This window comes from Stenotrophomonas sp. STEN030 (assembly GCF_056759995.1).
Genome location: NZ_JBRREB010000020.1, coordinates 36,158 through 61,849, shown reverse-complemented (window position 1 = coordinate 61,849; position 25,692 = coordinate 36,158). Strand labels below are relative to the sequence as shown.

Genomic DNA, 25,692 nt, shown 5'->3' with positions numbered 1-25,692 from the left:
CAAGGCAGGCACGGAAGCCCGTGGCGGCTGCACAGCATACACCTCAATCAATAATAATTCTCATTTGCAAATTTGACGCGTGTGGCATGGCCTCTCCAAGAGCTGCGGCCATGCCTTGTGCCCGCATCGCGCGCCGGTCAAACCGGCGACACGATTGCCATCAATAGCGGAACGTCAGTGCCATGCGCGCGGTACGGCCCGGCGCCGGCAGGATGCCCAGTGCCAGCGGGTCGAGGTAATAGCGGTCGGTGGCGTTGTCCAGGTTGACGTCCAGATTCCACTGGTCATTGAACGACCAGCTGGCGAACAGATCGACGATGGTCGCCGGACGGTACAGCTGCTGGATCGCCGACAGGCCAACGTTCCATTCCTTGTCCAACTTGCTGATCGGGCCGGCGTTGTGCACCACGCGGGTGCCGAAGGTCAGCCGCTCGTCGAACAGGCGCGAACCCAGGGTCACATTGACCGTGTAACGCGGCGGGTTCTGGGTGTTGCTATAGGAACCCTCGAAACCACCATCCACGCAGTTCGGGGTGTTCTTCAACTCGTCGATGTTGCGCGCCTGCCCGTAGGCACGACGCTCTGCAGCAATATCCGGCGCGCAGGTCTTGGCCTTGAAGTAGTAGTGCGCGGACAGATCCGCGAACACCTTGCCGGCATCGTAGTTGGACTGGAACTCCATGCCCGACACCTTGAAGCGATCCACATTGCGGATCAGCCCGGCCGACAGCGTGCGGTAATCGCGGGTGATCAGATCATCCACGCGGGTATCGAAGTAGGCCAGCTTCAGTGCCAGCTGGTCGCCATTGGCGAACAGATCGCGCTTGATCGTGCTGGCGCCGATTTCCCAGCTGCCGGAGCGCTCGGGCTTCAGCTCGCCAACGGGCTTTGCGGCGGTGAACAGACCCAATGTGGTTTCGAACAGGCTCGGCAGCTTGGTGCCTTCGGCGTACTTCAGGTACACCATGCTGTCGTCATCGAAACGATAGGTGACGCTGGCACTTGGCGAGAATGCACTGTCACGGCGCTTGATCGGCTTGGACCAGGTCCAGCTCACCGGCACCATCAGGTCTTCGGCGGCATCGGCGTCATAGAAATTCCAGCCGCCGATGTCGGCCACCGTGCCCTTCTTGTACGGCGAAGCCAGCAGCGATGCTTCAGTGAAATTGCCATTGGCATCCGGGTACCAGTTCAACATCGCGATGCGCTTCGCGCGCCATGAAGGCAGGCTCGGGTCGCCGTTCAGCAGCTGGGTGTAGCGGTACTGACCGTCCGCCTCGAACTTATCTTCCTTGGCCAGTCTATTGCGATCGTTGACGTTGACCCGGTTCCAGCGACCACCGGCCATGAATTCCCAGTGCTCATTGGGTTCCCACTTGATCGATGCGACCGCGCTGTATTCCTTGCGCTCGGCATTGCGCAGGAAGCGGTTGTTGACCAGATCGTCATGCATGATCGGCGAGTTCGGGCGGATGTCCTCATCGCTGAGCGACAGGCCGTAGTCAAAGGTGAACAGACCGGCGCTGGTTTCCAGCAGCGAGGTATTGCTCACGTCCAAGCCGAAGCGCTTCTGCTTCAGCGGATTGGCGTAGGCATCCTTGTAACCCGGGTTGCCGCTGAAGCTCGGCGCGTCATACCACTCGGTGCGGCGATCGAAGTACCACGGGGTGATACCGGTGAGGCTGTTGTACATCAGGCTTTCGGCGTCGGTGTACCAGGCGTTTGCACGCAGGTCGACCAGACTGCTGTCCGGGTTGAAACGGTAGCGCAGGCTGTAGCTGTCCATGTCGACGTGGCCAGGGTCCCACTGCGGCACGCGGTCGCGGTCCACACGGATGATCTGCGAGGCCATGATTTCGCCGGCGGTGCCCTCGTAGCGGCGGTAGCCCAGTTCCAACGTCTGTGCATCGTCGATGCGCCAGGTGCCTTTCAGCAGCGCCGATTCCGAACGTGACGACGTATTGAACACTTCGGTGCGCGGCGGATTCAGCGGCGCCAGCGTACGCCGTGTCTGCGGGAAGTCGTCATAGCCGTGCTTGCCGCCAAAGTAGTTGCCGGTATCGCGCCAGGCATAGGCGGCGACCAGGTCGAAGCGATCCCAGCGCTGGGCCACGGCCACGTTGGCGAACTGGTTGCCAGTGGCGTTGCGATCAGTACGCGGGGCGGCGCTGTAATCGGGCACGTTGTTGGCACTGTTGTTGGCCAGACCGGTACGCACGCGGATGCCGCTATCGCGGCCTTCGCGCAGCACGTCATCCACCTTCAAGGTCTCCATCTCGACTACGCCACCAATGCCACCGGAGGCGTTTGCCTTCAGGCTTGGGCCCTTGGTGATGGTGATGTTGGAGATCAGGTCTGGATCGAGGTAGGTGCGCTGCGACTGGCCGGCATAACCGCGATAGGTATCCATGGTGGACTGGCCACCATCGATGATCACCGGGATGCGGCTTTGGCCCTGGATGCCACGGATGTTCACGTCCAGGGCATTGCCCACGCGCGGATCACCGGCGGTGACGCCAGCCACACCCTTGATGATGTCGGCGGTGGAGGTGCCACGGAAGCGTTCGATGGTCTGCTGCGGTATGTAGGCGGTCGAACCGGTGGTGCGATAGGTATCGAGCAGGCGTGCGGCATCACTGCCAGTGCCTTCGCCACCGCGCTGGTCACCCGCCACGCTCAGGGTGCCGGTCACGACCAGATCTTCCGCGTTCGCCCCCGCCGGCAGCTTTTCGAGCGTCACCGCGCCATTGCCGCTGCGACGGGCAGCAATGCCGGTGCCGCGCAGCAGCTGCTGCAGTGCCGTCGCCGGTGCCAGCTGGCCGGATACCGGCGCCGAGGTCGCACCGTCAGCCAGCGCGGCGGCATAGGCCACCTGCACGCCGGACTGACGCATGTACTGGCCCAGCGCTGCAGCAAGCGGCTGCGCTGGGATATCGAACTGTGCGCTGGCGCTGGCAACGGTAGCCTGCGCCATTGCGGGCATGGCTGGCGTCAGCACCGCCAGGCCGGCGGCCAGCATCGCAACGTGCAGACGGGACAGGCGCAGGCGTGGGCCGGCGCGGAAAGAACTGGGCATTGAAATTCCTGATGTCGAAGCCGCAATGAGGCGGCGGAGGTTCGACGTACGTGGCGGCGGCTGAGGTACGGTCGGGGTTAAGACGAATGAGCCGGGCAAACCCCCAAGATCAATCGCCCAGCTCAGCTAGCGACGCGCTGGCAGCTCGTTCTGTTGTGCCTGCACGATGGCGATGCCAAACGGCAGGCGCGTTACGCTCAAGCCACTGCCTGCAGCCAGCGCATCCAGCGCCTGCTCAGGCTTATCCAGCCGCAACGCGGCATTGATCGGCGGCAAGGCCGACAAATCACCACGTACGAAGACGTGGCCAGGGCGATAACGCCCCAGTTCGGCCAACACCTGCGTCACCGGCACGTTTTCCAACAGCAGCTCACCGCGCCGCCATGCAGCGACGTGGTCAGGCGCCAGTCCCGCGCCCAGCTCGGCAACACCGCCTTTGCTCCAGCCAGCTGTCTGCCCGGCCTGCAGGTACATCCAGCCTTGATCCGGGCGCGCCGCAACCCGCACGCGCCCCTGTTCGACCGCGGTATCGACATGATCGCCGGCACGACTGACCACGAACGCGGTGGAAATATCCTCCACCACGCCATCGCCGACGGTGATGCGGAATGGCGCGCCAGACTGCGGCACAACCTCGAACCAGGCGCGCCCGCGCAGCAGCTCGATGCGCCGCGTGGCTTCGCCGTAATGCACGGCAATGGCAGCGCCAGCATCCAGCACTGCGGTTGAGCCGTCCGGCAGCCTGACCTGGCGGATGGCCACATCCGCGCGGTAGTCAGCGCGCATCCGCAACGCCAACTCCGGCGCCGACATCACGCCACAGAACAGCGCCAGCATCGCCACCGCTGCCAGCCGCCGACGCTGCAAGCGTCGCGCCGGCCGCTGCACCAGCACGCTGGTCTGCGGACGTGCAGCGAGGCTGCGCCACAGTAACCGTTGATGTTCAAACGCGTGGCGGTGTCCGGGCAGCAACAACCACTGCTCGAAGGTCTGCATGTCCTGCTCGTTCATGGTCCCCGAGGCCAGACGCAGCAGCCAGTCGCGCGCTTGCTGCGCAGCGGGACTGTCGGGCGTTGGCGAGGAAGACGGCGGGCTCATGGGCTGGCGTTGCTGCTTTTGTTTGTGATGGCGACGGGCGGAGTACAGGACAGCGGTCTAACTACATGACGAATCACGCCACTGCATACCCAAGATGAATTGCAACGCTAACCGCCGCTGCGCGCCCAGGCCAGCCGCTGCAGGGCCAACCGCAGATGGTTTTCCACCGTGGTTACCGATACCCCCATCCGCCGCGCAACTTCCGGCTGGGTCAGGCCCTGCAGGCGGTTGAGGCGGAACATGCTGCGGGTGGGCTCGGGCAGGTGCTCGGCCGCTTCCAGAACCCGTGCCAGCTCGTCCTGCGCCATCACCTGCTCTTCCGTGGACAGCACCTCGTCCGGCCCCCACAGGTGATTCTCGGCCTGCAGGCGCAGTCGGCGCGTGCGTTCACGGCCATGATCGGTGGCCAGATTGCTGGCCAAGCGGTACAGGTAGGCACGCGGGTTGCCGATGACCTGCTCGTTGCCGACCCCGCGTACCTTGAACCACACGCCCTGGATGACGTCGTCGGCGCCGCCGTCAGCGCCGAGGATCTGCCGCACCAGACGCAGCAAGGCCGGGCGTTCGCGGATCAGCAGTTCGGTCAAGGTAGTGGAGTTGCTGGACATTGGAGGCTGTGAAGGCAGGACGGGCCGCCTGCACAAGGCGCCCTGGGGCGGGAAAGCATACATTGATAATGATAATGGTTCTCATATGTATCGCGCGACAGTGTGTCCCAACACCCACCCGGCCCTTGGATCGCCCACCCGACTGAGGTTTGGTGCGTCGCAATAGTGGTACGCGTAGAATGGAGCTCTTTTTCAACCAACAACGATTCGGAGTCAGCGCAATGAGCCTGAAATTGGTCTCGCCGGGCAAGAACCCGCCGGAAGAAATCAACGTCATCGTCGAGATCCCGAAGGATTCGGAGCCGGTGAAGTACGAAATGGACAAGGAAAGCGGCGCGATGTTCGTCGATCGCATCCTGTCCACGCCGATGCGCTACCCCTGCAACTACGGCTTCGTGCCGCAGACCCTGTGCGGCGACGGCGACCCGGCCGACGTGCTGGTGGTGCTGCCGCTGCCGCTGGTCCCGGGCTCGGTTGTGCGCTGCCGCCCGGTTGGCGTGCTGAAGATGAGCGACGAGGCTGGTAGCGACGAGAAAATCCTCGCCGTGCCGGTCGCCAAGATCTTCAGTGGCTACGCCCACGTCGAAGACATCGCCCAGGTGTCCAGCCACTGGCTGGAGCGCATTGGTCACTTCTTCGAGCATTACAAGGACCTGGAAAAGGGCAAGTGGGTCAAGATCGAAGGCTGGGGCGACGCCGCCGAAGCCAAGCAGATCCTGGTCGAAGCGCACAAGAGCTACCTTGCCAGCCAGGAACAGGACGTCTGATTGGCGCTGCGTGCGGCCGTAATACTCGGCCCTGCGTAGCGACAACCATCACGTTTTCCTGGTAGAGGGCATGACCCTTTGCCAGCAAGCAGCTACATTGACAGGCCGGTTTCCGGCCTGTTTTTTGTGCGGCTTTTGCGTTTTGTCCAAGGGGAAGTGTCTTGCGAATCCTGTTAGTCGGCGGCGAAGCCAACCTGTCGGCCGAGCTGCTTGAATACGTCGCCGATCTGGGCGATGAGTGGGAAGTACAGTCGGTCCCGGATGGCAGTGCCGCCATCGTTGCGGTGTCCTCGGCCACCATCGACGCGATCATCGTTGCGCCGGTACTGCCCGACCTGGCCCCGGCCACCCTGCTCGGCCAGATCCGCACGCTGCGCCCGGAAACCATCCGCATCGCACTGATCGACGGCGACAACAATCAGCGCGTGCCATCGGCCCGCATCATTGGCGTGGCCCATCGCTTCCTGCCGCTACCACTGGCCCCGGAAGTGCTGCTTGAAGCACTGACCAGCCTGGAGGAGCTGCGCGAACTGCTGGACAGCCCGCACCTGCGCCAGACCATCGGCCGCATCGAAAAGCTGCCCTCACCGCCGCACCTGTACATCAGCCTGACCCACGCGCTGGAAGAAGACGAGGAAAGCGACTCTGCGGAGATTGCCAAGCTGATCGCAGCCGACCCGGCCATCGCCGCCAAGGTACTGCAGCTGTCCAACTCGGCGTTCTTCAACAGCGGCCGTGCCATCTCCGATCTGCGTGGCGCGGTCACCCGCCTGGGCATGGCCACCCTGCGCGACCTGGTCCTGGCCAGTGAAGTATTCGCCCTGCCCGGCATGTCCGGGCCCGACCGCAACGCACTGCAATCACGCGCACTGATGGCCTCACGCCTGGCCGCCAAGATGCTGCCTGCATCCAGCGCCGAGCTGGGCTCCACCGCCGCACTGCTGGCCGATATCGGCCTGTTGCTGCCCGGCGTGCGCGACGAGCGCCTGCCCGCCGATGCAGAAGATCCCCGTCCCGGCCATGCCGAGGCCGGTGCCTATCTGATGGGCCTGTGGGGCCTGCCGATGCCGATCATCGAAGCAGTCGCCTTCCAGCTGCAGCCGGGACGCTCCAATGTGCGCAGCTTCTGGGTGGCCGGTGCCGTCCACGTCGCCACTGCACTGGCCGCTGGTACCGCAGTTGATGAGCAGTATCTGGCCAACGTCGGCGTACTGCCCAAGCTGGAGCAGTGGCGGGCAATGGCCGATGAGCTGATGGGCGTCAGCCTCGAGGCGTGAGACTGCGCTTCATTACGCTGCGAAACCAGGATTGAATGACAACGGCCGCATAGCAGCCGTTGTTGTTTCTGCGTGTCGAACGTGGCTTATCTGCCCGAACGGCATTGGCTTGCGTTGCTCCGCTTCGCCGGTGCGCTGCGCGTACCCGGGCTACGAGCCAGACGTGTGGTGATGGATTGCGTGCCGCCCTGCTTTCACAGGGATGCTTACTGGCGTTCAAAGCAGCCCTGATCCAACCACTACTAAACCTACAAAGAAAAAGGGTGGGCCTTGCGGCCCACCCTTTGTCATGCATCACAGTGCTTCGATGGATCAGAAGCGCTGGGTGTACTTCATGTACAGGAAGCGACCGATGTCGAAGCCACCGTAGTACGGGAAGCTCGAGTTCGGTGCCGAGAACATGATCGGACCCTGGTGGTTGAACAGGTTGTTCGCACCAACGGCCACGGTTGCATCCCACGGCGCCTTCCAGCTGACCTGCAGGTCGTGGAAGGTGTTGGAGCCGGTCTTGCGGATGGCATCGCCTTCACCATTTGCCATGTGATCCGGCTCGGTGCAAGGACGGTTGGTGACGCAGCTTTCCTTCATACCCGAGTAGTAACGGGCCATGTAGGAAACGCCGAAGTCGCCCTTCGACCAGTTCACGCCCACGTTGGAACGCAAACGGAACAGACCAGCTTCGCCAACGCGGCCGATGGTGATGTTGTCACCGTTGCCGTTCTGACCCTGCTCGTCGTAGGTGGACAGGTAGCTGGTCTGCCAATCGATGTTGAACTGACCGATAGCCAATTCCGGCAGGCGGTACTTGACACCCAGGTCGTAACCTTCGGTCTTCATCTCACCCAGGTTGGCCAGGCCATAGGTCATGGCGCTGATGTGACCGTCCGATGCGCGGGTGATACCTTCGCAACGAGCAGCATTGCCCAGCACGTAGCAGTCACGCAGGATGCGGTCCACGCTGTCGCTGATGATCATGTCGCTGATCTCGTAGCGGTACCAATCCAGCGAGATGTCCAGACCCTGCACCCAACGCGGGCTCCACACCAGACCAACGGTCTTGCTCTTGGAGGTTTCCGGGGTCAGGTTGGCGTTGGCACCGGAGATGAACTGGTCCGGGGTAGCGCACGGGTACGAGGTGCACGGCTTCATGCTCTGGTCCAGCTGGGTGTAGCCCAGCGGAACGCCTGCGTTGTTGCAGGCAGCATTGCCATTGACGCTGTTGGTTGCGCCCATGCCGCACGGATCGGTGTAGGTCTCGAAGCTGCTGTTGATGCCGCCGTACAGATCGTCAATCGTCGGGGCACGGAAGCCTTCAGCATAGGTACCGCGAACCAGCAGCTCGCTCATCGGACGCCACACGAAGCCGAACTTCGAGTTGATGGTGTCACCGAAGTTGCTGTAGTCCGAGTAACGGCTTGCAACGTTGAAGCTCAGTTCCTTGGCGAACGGCATGTCGCTCAGGACCGGGATGTTCAGCTCCAGGTAGACTTCGTCCAGCTCGTACTTGCCCGAGGTGGTGGTCGAAGCCAGGCCGGTGCTCATGCCCGACTGCGCGAATGCGTCCGGCACATAGCGGCCCTGCTCTTCGCGGTGCTCAACGCCCATCGCGACACCCAGGTCACCGGCCGGCAGGGTCAAGACCGAACCTGCGATGTTGGCGGTGAAGCTGGTGGTCTTGGTCAGGCCGGTGTTGGTGAACTGCGGGAACAGGAATGCCTGCGTGGCAGCATCGGCCAGCGAGCCCGGGCCAGCCACGCCGTACGGCAGCAGCGGGTTCCACGGACGGCAATCAGACAGCGCAACCGGGTTGGCAGCGGTACCGCACTGAGCGACGCCATCCTTGTTGATGAACGAAGCACCCAGGGCCTGCTCGGAAGCGATCAGGCTCATGTCGCCATGACCGACCTTGGTGGATTCGTTACGGTTCCACAGCGCACCGACGTCCCAGTCGAAGGTCTTGCCAGCGAACTCGAAGTAACCTTCGATGCTCGGGGCGAAGCGCAGGGTCTTCAGCTTGCTTTCGGTGGTGCGCGGCACTTCCCACAGACGACGACGGAACGTTGTGTCCGTAGCATTCGGGTTGAACACGCTGTCAGCCGACAGCGGGGTACCCATCGCGGTGGACTGGTACGGGTAGCCAGCGATCTGCTGATCGGTGCTGCGCTCGTTGTAGATCACGTCCGCATTGAAGGTGATCGAGTCGGTCAGGTCGTAGTTGCTGTTGACATACAACGACTTGCGCTCGATGCCGGTCTGCACGCCCATCTGCTGGTTGGCATTGACCGAATCTTCAGCGGTCTGCAGGCGGTAGTCCGAACGGTTGGAGGGGTTGCCGCCGTCCTTCAAGGTGTACCACAGCACATCCTTGTTGGCCACGTAACCCGGCTGACCCGGCTTGATGCCCGGGGTAGCGCACGGGTCGCAGAACGAACCCTTTTCATTGATGGCGCTGGCGCCAGCACCCGGGTAAGCCGGGCCGGAGTTGCCGTAAGCACTGAAGTCACGGTCCTTGGCCCACACCGGCTTGGCCTTGTAGTACTCAGCGGCCATGGTGATGCCACCGCGCTCGCCCTGGGTACCGAGGGTCATCGAGTACTGGGTGGTCTCGCCGTCGCCTTCGCCGTACTGGCCGACATAGGCAGAAGCTTCGCCGCCGTCAAAGCGCTTGCGGGTGATCACGTTGACCACAGCAGCGATGGCGTCCGAACCGTAGATGGCCGAGGCGCCATCCTTCAGGATTTCGATGCGCTCAACTGCGCCCATCGGGATCTGGCTCAGATCCTGCATACCGGCGGTGGTAGCGCCCAGGCGCTTGCCGTTCATCAGTACCAGGGTGCGCTGCGCGCCCAGGTTACGGATGTCGACGTAGTAGCCGCCGACGTTTTCGCCAGAAGACAGCGACTGCGAACGCGAGATGGCCGGGGAGCCGGCCGAGGTCAGGTTCTGCAGAACGTCAGCAACCGAGGTGAAACCCTGCTTTTCCAGTGCTTCGCGGGTCAGCGTGACGACCGGCTGCTGGGTTTCCATGTCAGCGCCGCGAATACGCGAGCCGGTGACTTCCAGGCGATCCAGAGTGGTCGCACCGGCAGCAGCTTCCTGCGCCGAAGCAAAAGAGGGGGTCAAGGCAATAGCAATGCCGGCCGGGAGCAAGCCCAACCGCACTGCAGAATTACGAAGCTTCATCAATCTCTCCAAAGAGCTAAAACAAACGACAAAGTTAGCGGTGTGTTAAACACCCCTGAACGTTACGTTCGTAGTGCCACCTTGGTTTTGCGCGAGCCATCCTTAAGCTTTGCCGAGTCTGGCTTCAAGGCTTCCGGCATCTCACGGTACTGGGTGGCCGATGCGCCAAAACGTGCACGAAACGCACGTGCAAAGCTGCAGCAGTTATCAAAACCGCTGGCAGAGGCCACTTCACCGATCATCATGTCGGTATCACGCAACAGCATCGCTGCACGTTCCAGTCGCAACCGCGCCGACAAGGACTGGGGACTCTCTTCATACAGGCTCTGGAAGGTCTTGGACAGGTACCAGCTGGAGAAGTTGGTCAGTTCGGCCAGTTCACCAATGCGTACGACGCGATGGCTGTTGCCTTCCAGATACATGCGTGCACGCTGCATACGGCCAAATACCTGACGCTTGCGGATGCGCGAACGCCCCGGGCAACGCTGCACGGTGCCAGCTAGGTCGCGCTGCAGCGAGGCAAGATGCAACAGCAAGGGGCGCAGCTGATGGATGGTCGCACCGGATGCCTGCGCCTCACGCCATAGGCGCAGCGCCAAGCGCGCTTCGCCCAGACTCATGCGGCCGCGCCCGGTATAGACACTGCAATCGGCCAAGGTTCCGAGCATGCGCAATGCATCGGCATCCAGACTGATGCCAATGCACATGCCATCACGACCAGCCTGGATCAGCGGACGCGATTCTTTTTCAAAGGCAATCCACTCGCGCTGGCGCAAGCGGAACTTGCCTTCCTTGGATTCAACCCATGCGGTGCCACGCAGCTGCAGCCATACCGTGAATACCGTGCCCGAGGTCTGCAGGCTGCCCAGCCGCGCCACACCGACACAGGCTGGCCGCGGGCCATCCTCTACTGGTTTTTCGAACGAAACCGACTGACCACGATCCACCCACGAAACCTGCCGCATGTCGCACACCATCGTTTGCTTTTATTGAGCGAACGTTTTGCCAACTTTGGCGACGATGGTCAGGAAAGTCCGCTGAGAATGCTGCGAATTCTTCCCGATAAGGACTACGAAATATTTCCGAAGCCACTATATCCTACGGCGACAACCACTTAGCCAAGCCCATCACCCGTCGCGGCGCACGTTGCGGAATGCGCATCATCCCGATATCGGTATTGTCAGCGGCGGCCAAGGCAATGAAAACCGCCCTTCCATCCGGCGCCAGGCTCAGGCCGTTGCTCGCACTGAAACGGCTCTTATCCAGACACTGGCTGCTGCCATCAGCGGCGATTGCAGTGAGCCGGCTACTGCAATCCCGGCTGATGTCCAGGTATTCCACGGCGCCGCTGGCAGCCACGGCCCAAGCGCGGTACCGCCAGCGAGTTGGCAGCTCAGCGTGCACGGCCTTCACACTGTCCTGGCTCAAGTCCGGTGCCACCTGCCAAAGCCCGCCACTGGCTAAACGCGTGAACAACACCCGCTGTCCTGCATTGTCGTAACGCACCTGCGACACGCCCTCCAATGATGCCAAGCGTTTCCACGGCTGCTGACTGCGATCAAACAAGGTCAATGCCATCCGCTCATCATCACCGCGCTCAACCACCAGCAACGTATCAGTGGCAGGCCCATACACCGCCTGCAGCGGCTCACGTACAGGCACCGCCAACTTCACCCAGTGACCTTCCTCAGGCGCCACCTCATAAATACCCGGTGAACCATCAGCATCACGCCCGGTCACCAACAGGCGCCGCCCATCGGCAGACCAGTCCATGGGCTGCCGCGCCTCAGGGCGTACCCCTTCGATCATCTGCAGAGACGCAGGTTCATTCAGGCGTGCCCACCACAGTGCAAACGCACCGGAACGGTCGGAGGTGAAAGCCAACTGCGCACCATCTGGCGAGACCATTGGCTGGCCATCACGCGCCGAAGACCCAAACAGTCGCTGCGACGTGCCTGGATCGGCTCCCAGCGGGATGCGGAACAAGCCGTACTGCGGCTGGCTGCGCATGAACGCCAGGTTGCCACCACCACGCGACACCGCGGGGCTCTGTGCGTTGTCAATTCCCATGTCACGCAAGGCGCGCGTCGCCACATCCAAGCGATACAGGCGCGCTTCGCTGTCGATACGGCGGCCGAACACCATTTCATCCGAGCCCAACCAACTCCAACCTCTGATTTCGGCGGCCTCGTCGGTCAAGCGCTGCGCATTGCTGCCATCGGCATCCATCACCCACATGTCGCCCACCTGGGGATTGCGCACGAAACCGATTTTTTTCCCGTCCGCCGAATAGCGCGGCGCATAGTCGAAATCGTCGGCCCCCATCTCGTACTGCAACGATGACCAGCGTCCTGAGGCCAGGTCCAGACTGCGGATGCCGCGGCTCGCATAACGGCCGGTCATGGAACCAAACAACAGACTCGCACCGTCCGGCGCCCAGTCAAAGCTGAGCATGTCGGCACCGTCGCAACGCGTGGCGCGGCGCAAGCCGTTACCGGTCGCCGACACTACCAGCACCTCGCAGTCGCCCTGCGCGAGGAAGCGCGCAAAGGCGATATTGCGGCCATTTGGTGACCACACCGGGAAGCGGTCCGAGGCCCCGGCGGGCGTCACCAGCAGCGGCGTGGCGGTCGCGTTGCTTACACTCTGTATCCACAAGCTGGAGCTGTTGTCCTTCTCGCGCGCGAACACAACCAACGCACCATCGGGTGAGAGTGAAGGATTGACCTCAACGTCTTCGCTAGCGGTAATCAGCCGATACGGGCGCGCAGGACTGCCCACCACCCGATTGCCCTCGACAACCGTAGCATCCGCCTGCGAAGGCGTACCACGCCCCCACAGCAACCATGCCATCACCAGCGTGCTGAGCAACAAGGCAATGCCGATTACCAGCAGGCCATAACGACGCACCTTGCGACGTTTGTAGCGTGCTGATTCGCGCGTGTCCGCAGACGCTGGATCAGCGACTGCCGCGTCAGCGCTCTCGAGCGCATCAACAATCGCAGTTTCCGGACTCGACTCCCAAACCACCGCGGCAAGCAGTCGATATCCTGTCTTGGCGATGGTTTCTATATAAGGTGCACCCTCACCGGCCTCGCTTGCGGCAAACGTCTTGCGCAGCTGGGTTACCGCCTGGGTCAGCACGTCATTGGTCGGCATGGTGTCCGGCCAGACCTCGGCAAACAGCTCGTCGCGTGTCACCACCTGCCCCGGCCTGCGCGCAAGCGCCAACAACACCCCCACCGATTTGGGTGTGAGCCGCTGGATCTTGCGTGTCCCTGGCAGATGCACCTCACGAGAGGAAAGCACCACCAGACACTCACCGACGCGCAGTCGGTCAGAGCTTGGTTTTTCGGTGGGGTTCATTGCCATCGCGGTCTTTCAAAATCGCTGGCGGACACCAATCCTGTGTCCAGCTTTCCGGGTCCAAACCCTTACAAGCCGCCAAATTCCGCAAAAGGCATCAACGCACAGAGCAAATGTTTTATCTGGAACAGATATTACTCTAACGAAGTTCCCCACGTGCCAAACGTGGACGACATCAGGCTCTCTCTCGCCGACGAAATTACATAATCAGCTACATGATTCGCGCCTTCTGGCGCGTTTTTTTTATCTAGCGTTCAGTTTTTTCTGCCTTGTAGATGGTCAGGCCAACCAGCCGTGAAACCACCAACGCAACGTACATAACGCCTGCAAACTGCTCCAGCATCACCAACGCACGTGCCTGTGGATGCACAGGAACCACGTCACTCAGGCCTACCCCTGACAACAAGCTGAAGCTGAGATAAAGCAACTCGACCCAGCTCCTGAAATCACCCTCGCTGGTGGCGACAAAACTGCCTGGATAGACGTGTTGGCATACTGAATAGGCAAACGCGAATGCCCAAGCCAGCAAGGTAAAAGTGGCGCCGGCGGCAAACAGCTCATCGCGGGTCACCTTGTGGTCCTGCAGCATGTAGGCAATCAAGCTACATGAGGTATAGAAATACAGCAGGCTCTCGAATGCCTGCGCTACCGCGATCAGCGAATGGCGCCCCAACAATGCACCGGCGACCGAGAACACCACCGCCGGGATCGCCAGCGTCAACGCCAGCCACAACAGCAGCGGGCTACGCCGCACCACCCATACCGCCAAACCCAGCACCAGCATGCCGAACGCGCCGAACAGCGCGCGTCCGGCCGGCATGTGTTCCATCGCAGGGTAGAGCAGTACACCGAGCAGCTGCACCGCCAGCAACCATGCCGACGGGTGCCTGCGCGCCATCACGATCCACCTCAAGCGCGAGTGCATACGCATCCTTTCATTGCCAGTGCCGAGCGGTGTAGTTGATCCAAAGCCCGCAGGCGCGGAGCTCAGGGGGTCGGGCTAGCTGCCATCCCGGCGCGATACGGATAGGTGGCAAAGATCGCTGCCACCGCCGCATCGATCCGCTCGCCACGCTGTTCCGGCTTCAGCCGTCCGACTGTGCCGACCGCAACGCCTTCCCAAACCAGTTGCTTCTTCCGCACATCCACCACGTCCACGTTCAAGGTGCCTTCCGTGTACTGACGTACATCAGTGCGGTCGCGCCAGTACGGCACGGCAACATAACCGCGGGCGCGATAGCTGTAGTAATAGTCGTAATCCACTTCCGGCATCGTGGTGACCTGGGTCTTGTCCTGCATATAGGCGTTGAGGTTCACCCACAGGTCCGGATTGGCTTCATCGAAACGGTAACCGCGTGACTCCATCTGCGCGCGCACCGCCGCGCGGATGCGGTTGCTGGTGATGGTGGTATAGCCGTGCTGCTCAAGCGCCAGCGGGCTGAAGAACGCGAAGCTGCGGTAGCTCGAAAAATCGGCAGTAGGATCTGCCTGGCTGGCGACGCGCGGGGTGCTGGCGCAGGCGCCCAGCAGGAGCAGCGTGGACAAGACGAAAAGCAGAGAAACAAAGCGAAGTTTCATGATCTACCCCTGGTGTGGACGGCTGCACGCTAACACGTCCGTACCCGTGCTGGCGTCAATCAGCGGCCGGGGCACCCGCGTGGATGCCCGGCCCCGACTCACCGGCTTATTCGACCCGGTAGACCTGCGCGCCCTGCTCGCGGAACTGCGCCGATTTCTCGGCCATCCCGGTCACCAGCGCCTGCGCCTCATCCACCCCCTGCTCGGCAGCGTACTCACGCACATCCTGGGTGATCTTCATCGAGCAGAAATGCGGGCCGCACATCGAGCAGAAGTGGGCCAACTTGTGCGCGTCCTTCGGCAGCGTCTCATCATGGAATTCCTTGGCCTTCTCCGGATCCAGACCGAGGTTGAACTGATCTTCCCAACGAAACTCGAAGCGCGCCTTGCTCAAGGCGTTGTCACGGACCTGTGCGCCCGGATGGCCCTTTGCCAGATCGGCGGCATGCGCGGCGATCTTGTAAGCCATGATGCCGTCGCGCACGTCCTGCCGGTTGGGCAGACCCAGGTGTTCCTTCGGCGTCACATAGCAAAGCATCGCCGTGCCATACCAGCCGATCATCGCCGCACCGATCGCACTGGTGATGTGGTCGTAACCCGGCGCGATATCGGTAGTCAGTGGCCCCAACGTATAGAACGGTGCTTCACCGCACTCCTGCAGCTGCTTGTCCATGTTCTGTTTGATCAGCTGCATCGGCACATGGCCGGGGCCTTCGATGATGGTCTGCACATCGTGCTTCCACGCAATCTTGGTCAGCTCGCCCAACGCTTCCAGTTCACCGAACTGCGCCGCGTCATTGGCATCGGCAATGCAGCCCGGGCGCAGGCCGTCACCGAGACTGAAGGAGACGTCATACGCCTTCATGATCTGGCAGATATCTTCGAAGTGTGTGTAAAGGAAGTTCTCCTTGTGATGTGCCAAGCACCACTTGGCCATGATCGAGCCACCGCGCGAGACGATGCCGGTAACGCGCTTTGCCGTCAGCGGCACATGCCGCAGCAGCACGCCGGCATGGATGGTGAAATAGTCCACGCCCTGCTCGGCCTGCTCGATCAAGGTGTCGCGGAAGATCTCCCAGGTCAGCGCTTCAGCGCGACCATCGACTTTCTCCAGCGCCTGGTAGATCGGCACGGTGCCAATCGGCACCGGCGAGTTACGCACGATCCATTCGCGCGTCTCATGGATATGTTTGCCGGTAGACAGATCCATCACCGTATCGCCGCCCCAGCGGATCGCCCACACCAGCTTCTCCACTTCCTCGGCGATACCCGACGACACCGCGCTGTTGCCGATGTTGGCGTTGATCTTGGTGAGGAAGTTGCGGCCGATGATCATCGGCTCGCACTCGGGATGGTTGATGTTGTTCGGCAACACCGCACGGCCACGCGCAATTTCATCGCGTACGAACTCCGGCGTGATGATCTGTTGGATGTTGGCACCAAAGCTCTGCCCCGGATGCTGCGCAAGCAGACCGGCATCACGCACCGCGTCCAGTCGCTGGTTCTCGCGGATGGCGACGTATTCCATCTCAGGGGTAACGATGCCACGGCGCGCATAGTGCATCTGGGTGACATTGGCAGTGCCGATGGCACGCCGGGGCAGCGTGCGGCCGGGGAAACGCACGGCATCGAGTCTGGCATCGTGCTGGCGACCACGACCGAACTCTGAACTGAGCCCGGCCAACTGCTCGGTATCGCCGCGTTCCTCGATCCAGGCGCTGCGCACCGCCGCCAGCCCAACTGCCAGATCGATATTGGCCTGTGGGTCCGTATACGGGCCGGAGGTGTCATACACGGTGACCGGATGATTCTCTTCGCCGCCAAACAGGGTTGGTGTGCGGGTCAGCGCGATCTCACGCATCGGCACCTGCAGGTCCGGGCGCGAGCCCCCGACGAAGATCTTGCGCGAACCGGGTATCGGCCGGGTCACCGACTCGGAGAGTTGCTGGGCCTGTTGCTGCAGGCTGGGCTGTGCGTTCATTGGCATTCGTCCTGTCTATCCACACGCGAAGTGCGAAGGCCACGCGAGGGATTCGCATGACGGAACGAAGCGAAGGCGTACGCCAGCCGGTCCTGGCCCATTGCGGGCACATCGACTGGCGGCACACGAAGCTTCCCTACGCCGGTATGAGCCGGATCAGGTTCGAAGGGTATGTCTCAACCGTGGCCCAGTGGCCGCGGTACCCCCGCTTCGGGCGTCATTAGACCTGCAATCGACGAGAATGCCAACCCGGCGGGAACGAGGATTGGCTAGCTGCGGGTACAGCCGTCAAGCACATGACCTCACAGCTCACTAACGTAATCGTGACGTGCCATTCAGTAGCATGCTGCTGCGGCTGGTTCCCAATGACTGCCTTGCGGCGCTTGCCGCTCCCCCTTTCCCGGCCCGTTGCCATCGTGCACGCCGGTTGTCCTGCAAGCTCTGGCTCGCTCCCCTCAATCGCTTATTTGATCGGAGAAGCTCCTCCATGGTGTTTCGTGTCTCCATCGCACTGGTCGCGCTGCTGGTGCTGATTGCTGGCCTCGCGCCAGGCCCCTTCAACGACGTGGTGCAGGCCGCGCTGACCCAGGTTGTGCGCGGGGCCGGCTGGATGTACCTGCTGATCGTGTTTTTGACGCTGTCGTTCCTGCTGTATCTGGCGTTCGGGCGCTTCGGCAGCCTGCGCATCGGTGGCGAAGACGCCGAGCCGGACTTTTCCCGTGCAAGCTGGCTGTCGATGCTGTTCGCCGCTGGCATGGGCATCGGCCTGGTGTTCTGGGGGGCGGCCGAGCCTGTATCGCATTTCGTCACCCCGCCGGAAGGCCTGACGCCGCAAAGCATGGATGCCGCCCGTGCCGCGATGCGCTACTCATTCTTTCATTGGGGCCTGCACCCGTGGGCGATCTATGCGCTGATCGGGTTGGCAATGGCCTGGTTCCAGTACAACCGCAATGGCCGGGGTCTGATCAGCGACATGTTGCAACCGGTCATCGGCCGCCATCATCGTGGCTGGGTCGGCAAGCTGGTGAACATTGCCGCCGTGGTAGCCACTGCCATCGGTGTCGCCACCACGCTGGGGTTCGGCACCATCCAGATCGCCGCCGGCATGCAACGGGTGTTCGGCGTGAGCGCAGGCGTGCCACTGCAGATGACCGTCATCGCCATCGCCTTCGTGCTCTACATGATCTCCACCACCAGCGGCGTGGACCGTGGCATCAAGTGGTTGTCCAACTTCAATCTGGCGTTGGCGGCGTTGCTGCTGGCCGCAGTGCTGGTGCTCGGCCCCACCGGCTTTATTTTCGATACCTTTACCACCACGCTGGGCTCCTACCTCAACCAGCTGGTGACAATGAGCCTGCGCATGTCGCCCTTCTCGGGTAGCACCTGGGTCGCGGACTGGACCATCTTCTACTGGGCCTGGTGGATCGCCTGGGCGCCGTTCGTGGGCGCGTTCATTGCGCGGGTGTCGCGCGGCCGCAGCGTCCGCGAGTTCGTGGTCGGGGTGGTACTGGCGCCAACCCTGCTCGGTTTCCTGTGGTTCTCGGTGTTTGGCGGCACCGCGCTGTGGGCGCAGCTGTTTGGTCAGGCCGATCTGGTCCAGGCGCTGGGCAATGGCTATGAAACGGTATTGTTCACGCTGTTCGACAGCATGCCGGCCTCGTTGCTGCTGTCGGGCTTGGCGCTGGTACTACTGGTCATCTTCTTCGTCACCTCCGCCGATTCTGCGGTACTGGTGCTGGCCAGCATGTCCACCGATGACGCCGGCGATCCTCCGTTGTCGCGCAAGCTGGTATGGGGCATTGCCATTGCACTGATCGCTGCGGTGCTGCTGCTGGCAGGCGGTCTTGAAGCACTGCAGGGCATGATCACCATTGCAGCATTGCCATTCGCGTTGTTGATGGTGCTGGTGATGATTTCGCTGTACCGGGTACTGGACGCCGAGCACAACCGCCAACGTCGGCTCGCACAGCGCGCGCGACACATGATGGAGGCGTGGATCGAACGCGAGCAGGCAGCGCAGGAAGAAGCACGCATGGCCGCAGAAGCAGACACCAACGCCGACCCCTGACTACAGACAATCGGCGGCGTCCCGGAGTTGCACTCAAGTTCAAAGCGCCCTCCCCTTTGGCTCTGGCCGACGGATGGGCGCAGTTACAGCACCGCTTGCTCAGCAACGAGCCTTAATAACCCGCAGCCTGCCCATCCTTGCGGCTTTCCGAAGCGCCATAGTAAACGCCGCTCTCCGGATCACGCATGATCGCCTGATAACCACCATAAGGACCGTCGGCAAACACCACGCGGTGGCCCTTGCGCATCAGGCTGCGCACCGTCTCATAGGCAAAGCCGGTTTCAAGATTGACCTCGCCGCCGTCACTCATCGCCGTGGCCTGCCCGGTCGGCTCGGTGGAGCCTTCATGCTGGATCCGCGGTGCGTCGCCGGCCTCCTGCAGGTTCATGCCGAAATCGACCAGGTTCATCACGATCTGCGCATGGCCTTGCGGCTGCATCGCGCCGCCCATCACACCAAAGCTGGCGAACGGCTTGCCGTCCTTGGTGATGAAGGCCGGGATGATGGTCTGGAACGGCCGCTTGCCCGGTGCATAACCGTTGGGGTGATCTTTCTGCAGCACGAACATCTCGCCGCGGTCCTGCAGGATGAAGCCCAGCCCCGGCGGCGCCATGCCGCTGCCCATGCCGCGATAATTGGACTGGATCAGTGACACCATCATGCCGTCGGCATCAGCCACGGTCATGTAGATGGTGTCGCCCTGCTCCAACTGCCTGGGCGTGCCCGGCTGCACTTCCTTCAAGGCCTTGTCCATCGAGATCAGCGCACGCCGCTGTGCGGCGTACTCTTTGGAGATCAGCCGCTGTACCGGCGCAGGCGAGAATGCAGGGTCCGCGTAGAAGCGTGCGCGATCGGCGAAGGCCAGTTTCTTGGCCTCGACGAACAAATGGATATGTTCTGCCGAGCCAAAGGGAATCTTCGAGAAATCGTAGCCTTCCAGCACATTGAGGATCTGCAGCGCGGCGATACCCTGGCTATTCGGCGGCAGCTCCCACACGTCATAGCCACGGTAATTGCTGCTGACCGGATCGACCCACTCGCCTTGGTGAGCGGCCATGTCCTCGTAGCTCAGATAGCCGCCATTGGCCTTGAAGTAGTCACCAATGCTGCGGGCGATGTCGCCTTTGTAGAATGCGTCGCGGCCGCCGTCGGCAATCTGCTGCAAGGTGTTTGCGAGATTCGGATTACGCCACATCTGCCCCTTGCGCGGCGCGTGCCCATCGATGGTGAATTGCTCCTTGAAGCCTGGATACTGCGACAGCTTGGGCACCGAGCGATCCCAGTAGTAGGCGATGACCTCCGATACCGGATGCCCTGCGCGCGCATAGGCAATTGCCGGCGCCAGATTCTCCGCCATTGGCTTGCGACCGAAGCGCTCGTGCAACGCGAACCAGCCATCCACCGCGCCGGGTACCGACACCGGCAGTGGTCCGGTTGCTGGAATTTCCTTCAAACCGCGCCGCTGCAACTCCGCCAGCGTCAGCGAGCGCGGCGAACGGCCCGAGCCGTTGTAGCCATGGAGCTTTTGCGTCTTCGGGTCCCAGACAATCGCGAACAGGTCGCCGCCAATGCCGTTGCCGGTAGGTTCCATCAAGCCCAGCGCAGCATTTGCGGCGATAGCCGCGTCCATCGCAGAACCGCCGCCCTTCATCACGTCGAGTGCGATCTGTGTGGCCAGCGGCTGCGACGTGGCCGCCATTGCATGCGGCGCGATGACTTCCGAGCGGGTGGCAAATTCATGCCCGGTGATACGGTCTGCGGCAAACGCCGTTACCGGCACAGTAGATAGAGCAAGCAACAACGCGGTACGCAGCATGGCGGGCAACCAACAAGGGAATGGCTGGACGATAGCCCAGCCACCGCAACGACGCACGTCTTGCGCGTGCGCCTCGTGCTGCACTCCCCGTCATCCAAGTGCTCGAACCAGCCAAGCTGGACCACAGGCATCGGACAGTCTTTGTGGGAGCGGCGTCAGCCGCGATGCATAGACATCTTCAGATGAAGCGGTTTGAGCAAGCTCAGCTTCGCGGCTCACGCCGCTCCCACAGACAAACAGCAGGCCCGCAGATCACCACTGGCAACCCAGCCCTACATCCGCGCAGACGCCAATCCCATCAAGCCAGCTGCCTCGTGTCCGCCGCTGGGCGCGCTACTGATCTGCTCCAGCAGGCCGCGCGTCTCCTGGCCTGGATCCAGACCCAGCTCCTGCCGCAGTACCGATTCGAATCGCTGGTAGACAGTGAGCGCCGCAGCACGCATGCCAGTGCCGGCATGGGCGCGCATCACCCGCCGGGTATGTGCCTCGTTCCAGGGATCAAGCTGACTCAAGGCACTGGCCAGCTGTACGGCAGGCTCCCAACGCGCTGCATCCAGCATTTCATCGCAGCAGCGCGCCGCCGCATCAAGCAGCTGCGCGTCCAGCAATTGCCGGGTGCTGGCCAGCCAGCTTTGGAAGTTGGAATCGGCAATATCCTCCATTCCATCCAGGAACACCCGCTGCTCGGCCATCAGGTGAATCGACTCACACGGCATCTGCTGCAGCAGATCGACATCGAACAGTGGCTCACTGCCACGCATCAGACCAACCGCCGAGCGCTCGATGCGCAGCCTGCGCTCCCCCAATGCCAGGCTGCAGAAGCGATTGAGGTTGCTCAGCACCTGACGCAGGTTGGTCAGGGCGCTGGTCTCACCCAGGTTTGGCCACAACAACGCCGCCAGCGCCGTCCGCGAATGCATGCGGTTGGACTCGATCGCCAGGTAGCCGAGCAGGGCCCACCCCTTCCGATAGATCAGCGGTGCAGGTAGGCCAACCCCCTGGCCCATCAGCTGCACCAGACCTGGCGTCAGCTCGCCGCTGGGTCCGTCACAGCGGTGCACGCCTGCACACGTGATGTCCTGTCCTGTTAACTGCATCATGGCTTCCATCCTCCGGCAGGCCCAGAAAAGAGCCTCTTACTTCCTAAACCGGCAAAAGCGGCGCGATCCAATCACCACCGGGCAATATTTTTCTCCCGCGCCAATCCAAGCTTCCGGATTGGCCCGAATCCGCGCAATCCAGCCTCAGCCGTTGATTGAACATGTAGGTTTCAGCCGCAACCATGCCGCCACGGCGGGGCTTACGCACCGAATCCAGAAAATCACACCTGCAAGCGTTGACACGCACCTACCTACGGTGGTTATCTCGACGAATGCTGCAACGCCACAACACCACCGCCAACACGCTTTCGACCCCGGCTCACGCCGCGGCGTCGCTGCTTGTACTCGTACTTATTACCGAACCTACAGGGGCGGGGCGAGCTGGCGCGTAGCAGAAAATGCCAGATTCGAACAAAGACCCCGCACCGGCCCCGGCGCGGGGTTTTTCGTTTCCAGCTTCTATTTCATCTGAAACCATGTATCCGACCCCAGACACCTCCAACAAACACACCGCCAACGCCGCCTGCCGCAGCGCTGCGACCTGCATGGTGCCTGCCCCGCCCGCCCCGGCCGCTGCGTCCTGACGCAACGGCCGTTTTTATTTCTGCCTGACTCTCTTCATTGCAAGGAAACCAAGCACCATGAGCACCAACGAACTGCCCCAGATCAAAATCGCCGTCGTCGGTTACGGCAGCCAGGGCCGCGCCCATGCCATGAACCTGCGTGAATCCGGCTTCGACGTGGTTGTCGGCCTGCGCGCCGGCGGCCCCACCGAGGTCAAGGCCCAGGCCGATGGCTTCACCGTCAAGAGCCCGGCCGAAGCGGTCAAGGACGCCGACCTGGTCGCCGTGCTGACCCCGGACATGGTGCAGAAGAAGCTGTACAACGAGGTACTGGCCCCGAACATGAAGCAGGGCGCCTGCCTGCTGTTCGCGCACGGCCTGAACGTGCATTTCGGCATGATCGAGCCGCGCGCCGACCTGGACGTGGTGCTGGTCGCACCCAAGGGCCCGGGCGCACTGGTGCGTCGCGAGTACGAAATCGGCCGCGGCGTACCGTGCATCTACGCGGTCTACCAGGACAAGAGCGGCAAGGCCGAGCAGTTCGCACTGGCCTATGCGGCTGGCCTGGGCGGCGCCCGCGCCAACATCATCAAGACCACCTTCAAGGAAGAGACCGAAACCGATCTGTTCGGCGAGCAGGCCGTGCTGTGCGGCGGTGCTTCCTCGCTGGTGCAGGCCGGCTTCGAAACGCTGGTGGAAGCCGGTTACCAGCCGGAAATCGCTTACTACGAAGTGCTGCACGAACTGAAGCTGATCGTCGACCTGTTCTACGAAGGCGGCATCACCCGCATGCTGGAGTTCATCTCCGAGACCGCGCAGTACGGCGATTTCGTCAGCGGCCCGCGCGTCATCGATGCCTCGGTGAAGGCACGCATGAAGGACGTGTTGACCGACATCCAGAACGGCACCTTCACCAAGAACTGGGAAGCCGAGTACGAAGCCGGTCTGCCGAACTACAAGAAGTTCCAGCAGGCCGACAAGGAACACCCGATCGAAAAGGTTGGCAAGGAACTGCGCGCCAAGATGGTTTGGCTGCAAGGTCAGACGGCGTAAGAACGTGCCGGCGAATCGTCCAGCGCAACATCCCGTGTCCCGCGCCAAGCGCGGGCCACGGGGCATGCACGCTACGGTCGCAGCCAGGTTCCATCCCGCGGTCCCCCACCCGCAACAGGCAAAGGTCGCTGCATGAACACTTCCACCCCCGCTGCGCCCCGTAACGGCGCACGCTGGCTGACGCAGGCCCTGGAAGCCGAAGGCGTGCAAACGCTGTTCGGCTACCCGGGCGGCACCATCATGCCGTTCTACGACGCATTGGTGGACTCCAGCCTCAAGCACATCCTGGTACGACACGAGCAAGGCGCCGCACTGGCCGCCAATGGCTATGCCCGCGCAAGCGGCAAGGTAGGCGTATGCGTGGCCACTTCCGGCCCGGGTGCGTCCAACCTGGTCACCGGCATTGCCGACGCCATGCTCGACTCGGTACCGATGGTGTGCCTGACCGGTCAGGTCGCTACCCCGCTGCTGGGTACCGATGCGTTCCAGGAACTGGATGTGTTCGGCATGACCTTGCCGATCGTCAAGCACAGCTGGTTGGTGCGCAGCGTTGATGAGCTGCCGCACGTGGTTGCCGAAGCCTTCCGTGTCGCCCGCGAAGGGCGGCCCGGTCCGGTGCTGATCGACCTGCCCAAGGACGTGCAGTTGGGTGATGCCTCGCATCTGCCCGAGCACGTGCCTGCATCGGTGGATCCGGTACCGGCACCGTCAGCCGAACGCCTGGCTGCTGCGGTGGAAATGATTGCCGCGGCCGAAAAACCCGTGATCTACGGCGGTGGCGGCATCGGTCTGGCCGATGCGGTTGGCGAGTTCCGTCATTTCGTCGAAAGCTCCGGCATTCCGACCGTGCTGACCCTGCGCGGCCTGGGTGCATTGCCGGCCAATCATCCGCAATACCTGGGCATGCTGGGCATGCACGGCACCCGCGCCGCCAACATGGCGGTGCAGGAGTCGGACCTGCTGATCGTGGTCGGTGCCCGTTTCGATGACCGTGCCACCGGCAAGCTGGCTGAGTTCGCCCCGTTCGCCCGCGTCATCCATCTGGATGCCGATGCCTACGAAATCTCCAAGCTGCGCGCGGTCGACATCGCCATTCCCGGCAACGTCAAAACCGGCCTGCAGGCACTGACCAGCATCCGCAGCAGCTGCAACAGCTGGCGTGCACGTTGTGCCGCCAACCGTGAAAAGTTCGCCGCCCGCTATGACGCCCCCGGCCATGACATCTATGCCCCGGCGCTGCTGAAGCGGCTGAGCGAAGTGGCACCGCCGGATACCGTGATCGCCTGCGATGTCGGCCAGCACCAGATGTGGGTGGCGCAGCACTGCCGCTTCAATCACCCGCGCAATCACCTGACATCCGGCGCGTTGGGCACGATGGGCTTCGGCCTGCCGGCGGCGATGGGCGCGCAGTTCGCCTGCCCCGATCGCACCGTGGTGCTGGTCTCCGGTGATGGCAGCTTCATGATGAACGTGCAGGAGCTGGCCACCATCGCCCGCTGCCGCCTGCCGGTGAAGATCGTGCTGCTGGACAACTCCTCGCTGGGCATGGTCCGCCAGTGGCAGGAGCTGTTCTTCGCCGAGCGTTACAGCGAGATCGACCTGTCCGACAACCCGGATTTCGCCGCGCTGGTGCAGGTGTTCGGCATCCCCGCCACCCGCATCACCCAGCGCGCGCAGGTTGAAGATGCACTGGCCGCCATGCTGGATACGCCCGGCCCGGCGTTCCTGCATGTGTCCATCGATGCACGCGCCAACGTGTGGCCGCTGGTGCCACCCAACAACGCCAACAGCACCATGCTGGACAGCAACCCAGCCCACGCCAAGGCAGCGCAGGAGAGTTCCAATGCAATACCGGCTTGACCTGGTGCTGAAGCCTGCCGAAGGCGCGCTGGTGCGCGTGATCGGCATGGTCGAACGGCGCGGCTTTGCCCCCAGCAACATCGCCGGCAATCGCAATGCCGACGATGCCGGCCGCTGGCACGTGCAGATGGACATCCATGGCACGCGCCCGCCGGAAACCCTGTGCCACCAGCTGCAGAAAGTCTATGACTGCGAATCCGTGCAACTGGTGGCCGTAGCAGGTGCCAGCGTATGAGCAGCGATGTAAGTGGCGTACCGGTAGTACGCCGCCGCAAACAACGGAGGCGTCTTCTTCGAC

Annotated in this window: 17 protein-coding genes and 1 riboswitch; of the genes, 6 read left to right on the top strand and 11 right to left on the bottom strand. The window is 62.5% G+C overall.

Translation table 11 applies throughout. The features are described 5' to 3' along the window. Positions 1 to 160: 160 nt before the first annotated feature. The 3 genes from ACVOLR_RS08955 to ACVOLR_RS08945 form a co-directional block, all read right to left on the bottom strand. On the bottom strand, positions 161 to 3,076 hold the full coding sequence (locus ACVOLR_RS08955; RefSeq protein WP_481536143.1) for a TonB-dependent receptor: 2,916 nt from the start codon (positions 3,074 to 3,076) through the stop codon (positions 161 to 163). A 126-nt stretch (positions 3,077 to 3,202) separates the two neighbouring features. After that, entirely contained in the window at positions 3,203 to 4,174 is a 972-nt protein-coding gene (locus tag ACVOLR_RS08950) for a FecR family protein (protein ID WP_481536142.1), read from the bottom strand. A gap of 107 nt (positions 4,175 to 4,281) precedes the next feature. Next, positions 4,282 to 4,782 (bottom strand): RNA polymerase sigma factor, encoded by a 501-nt coding sequence (locus ACVOLR_RS08945; RefSeq protein ID WP_481536141.1) that lies wholly within the window; start codon positions 4,780 to 4,782, stop codon positions 4,282 to 4,284. Between the two features lie 221 nt (positions 4,783 to 5,003). Between ACVOLR_RS08945 and ppa the strand changes: the two genes are divergently transcribed. Next, entirely contained in the window at positions 5,004 to 5,549 is a 546-nt protein-coding gene (ppa, locus tag ACVOLR_RS08940; RefSeq protein WP_481536140.1) for an inorganic diphosphatase, read from the top strand. Positions 5,550 to 5,710: 161 nt separating this feature from the next. Then, complete coding sequence (locus tag ACVOLR_RS08935) at positions 5,711 to 6,826, top strand: HDOD domain-containing protein (RefSeq protein WP_481536139.1); 1,116 nt, start codon at positions 5,711 to 5,713, stop codon at positions 6,824 to 6,826. A gap of 312 nt (positions 6,827 to 7,138) precedes the next feature. On the opposite strand, the gene ACVOLR_RS08930 is transcribed toward ACVOLR_RS08935, so the two are convergent. The 6 genes from ACVOLR_RS08930 to thiC all read right to left on the bottom strand — a co-directional run bounded on the left by ACVOLR_RS08930 (position 7,139) and on the right by thiC (position 16,934). Beyond that, a complete protein-coding gene (locus tag ACVOLR_RS08930; protein ID WP_481536138.1) occupies positions 7,139 to 10,009 on the bottom strand; it encodes a TonB-dependent receptor domain-containing protein in 2,871 nt (956 codons plus the stop codon). A 62-nt stretch (positions 10,010 to 10,071) separates the two neighbouring features. Beyond that, on the bottom strand, positions 10,072 to 10,974 hold the full coding sequence (locus tag ACVOLR_RS08925; RefSeq protein ID WP_481536137.1) for a helix-turn-helix transcriptional regulator: 903 nt from the start codon (positions 10,972 to 10,974) through the stop codon (positions 10,072 to 10,074). 133 nt (positions 10,975 to 11,107) lie between these two features. Beyond that, on the bottom strand, positions 11,108 to 13,375 hold the full coding sequence (locus ACVOLR_RS08920; protein ID WP_481536136.1) for a winged helix-turn-helix domain-containing protein: 2,268 nt from the start codon (positions 13,373 to 13,375) through the stop codon (positions 11,108 to 11,110). Between the two features lie 247 nt (positions 13,376 to 13,622). Continuing rightward, positions 13,623 to 14,306, bottom strand: coding sequence for an ion channel (locus ACVOLR_RS08915; RefSeq protein ID WP_481536135.1), 684 nt, complete (start codon positions 14,304 to 14,306; stop codon positions 13,623 to 13,625). A 56-nt stretch (positions 14,307 to 14,362) separates the two neighbouring features. After that, a complete protein-coding gene (locus tag ACVOLR_RS08910) occupies positions 14,363 to 14,920 on the bottom strand; it encodes a DUF4136 domain-containing protein (protein WP_481536134.1) in 558 nt (185 codons plus the stop codon). A 139-nt stretch (positions 14,921 to 15,059) separates the two neighbouring features. Further along, positions 15,060 to 16,934: a phosphomethylpyrimidine synthase ThiC gene (gene thiC / locus ACVOLR_RS08905; RefSeq protein WP_481536133.1), complete on the bottom strand. Its 1,875-nt coding sequence runs from the start codon at positions 16,932 to 16,934 to the stop codon at positions 15,060 to 15,062. Between the two features lie 115 nt (positions 16,935 to 17,049). Next, positions 17,050 to 17,151, bottom strand: a riboswitch (TPP riboswitch). A gap of 270 nt (positions 17,152 to 17,421) precedes the next feature. Between thiC and ACVOLR_RS08900 the strand changes: the two genes are divergently transcribed. Beyond that, positions 17,422 to 19,002 (top strand): BCCT family transporter, encoded by a 1,581-nt coding sequence (locus ACVOLR_RS08900; RefSeq protein ID WP_481536132.1) that lies wholly within the window; start codon positions 17,422 to 17,424, stop codon positions 19,000 to 19,002. Positions 19,003 to 19,114: 112 nt separating this feature from the next. On the opposite strand, the gene ggt is transcribed toward ACVOLR_RS08900, so the two are convergent. Both ggt and ACVOLR_RS08890 read right to left on the bottom strand, forming a co-directional pair. Next, positions 19,115 to 20,818, bottom strand: a complete 1,704-nt coding sequence (ggt, locus tag ACVOLR_RS08895; protein ID WP_481536131.1) for a gamma-glutamyltransferase — start codon at positions 20,816 to 20,818, stop codon at positions 19,115 to 19,117. Between the two features lie 272 nt (positions 20,819 to 21,090). Continuing rightward, positions 21,091 to 21,918: an AfsR/SARP family transcriptional regulator gene (locus ACVOLR_RS08890; protein ID WP_481536130.1), complete on the bottom strand. Its 828-nt coding sequence runs from the start codon at positions 21,916 to 21,918 to the stop codon at positions 21,091 to 21,093. Positions 21,919 to 22,559: 641 nt separating this feature from the next. On the opposite strand from ACVOLR_RS08890, the gene ilvC reads away from it, so the two are divergent. From ilvC to ACVOLR_RS08875, 3 genes are all read left to right on the top strand, one after another. Beyond that, positions 22,560 to 23,534 (top strand): ketol-acid reductoisomerase, encoded by a 975-nt coding sequence (gene ilvC / locus ACVOLR_RS08885; protein ID WP_481516359.1) that lies wholly within the window; start codon positions 22,560 to 22,562, stop codon positions 23,532 to 23,534. Between the two features lie 132 nt (positions 23,535 to 23,666). Continuing rightward, positions 23,667 to 25,394, top strand: a complete 1,728-nt coding sequence (ilvG, locus tag ACVOLR_RS08880; RefSeq protein WP_481536129.1) for an acetolactate synthase 2 catalytic subunit — start codon at positions 23,667 to 23,669, stop codon at positions 25,392 to 25,394. Continuing rightward, positions 25,378 to 25,629 carry an ACT domain-containing protein gene (locus ACVOLR_RS08875; protein ID WP_481536128.1) on the top strand — a complete coding sequence of 84 codons (252 nt, stop codon included), beginning with the start codon at positions 25,378 to 25,380 and terminating at the stop codon, positions 25,627 to 25,629. Before ilvG ends, ACVOLR_RS08875 begins: the two co-directional genes overlap by 17 nt. Positions 25,630 to 25,692 lie beyond the last annotated feature (63 nt).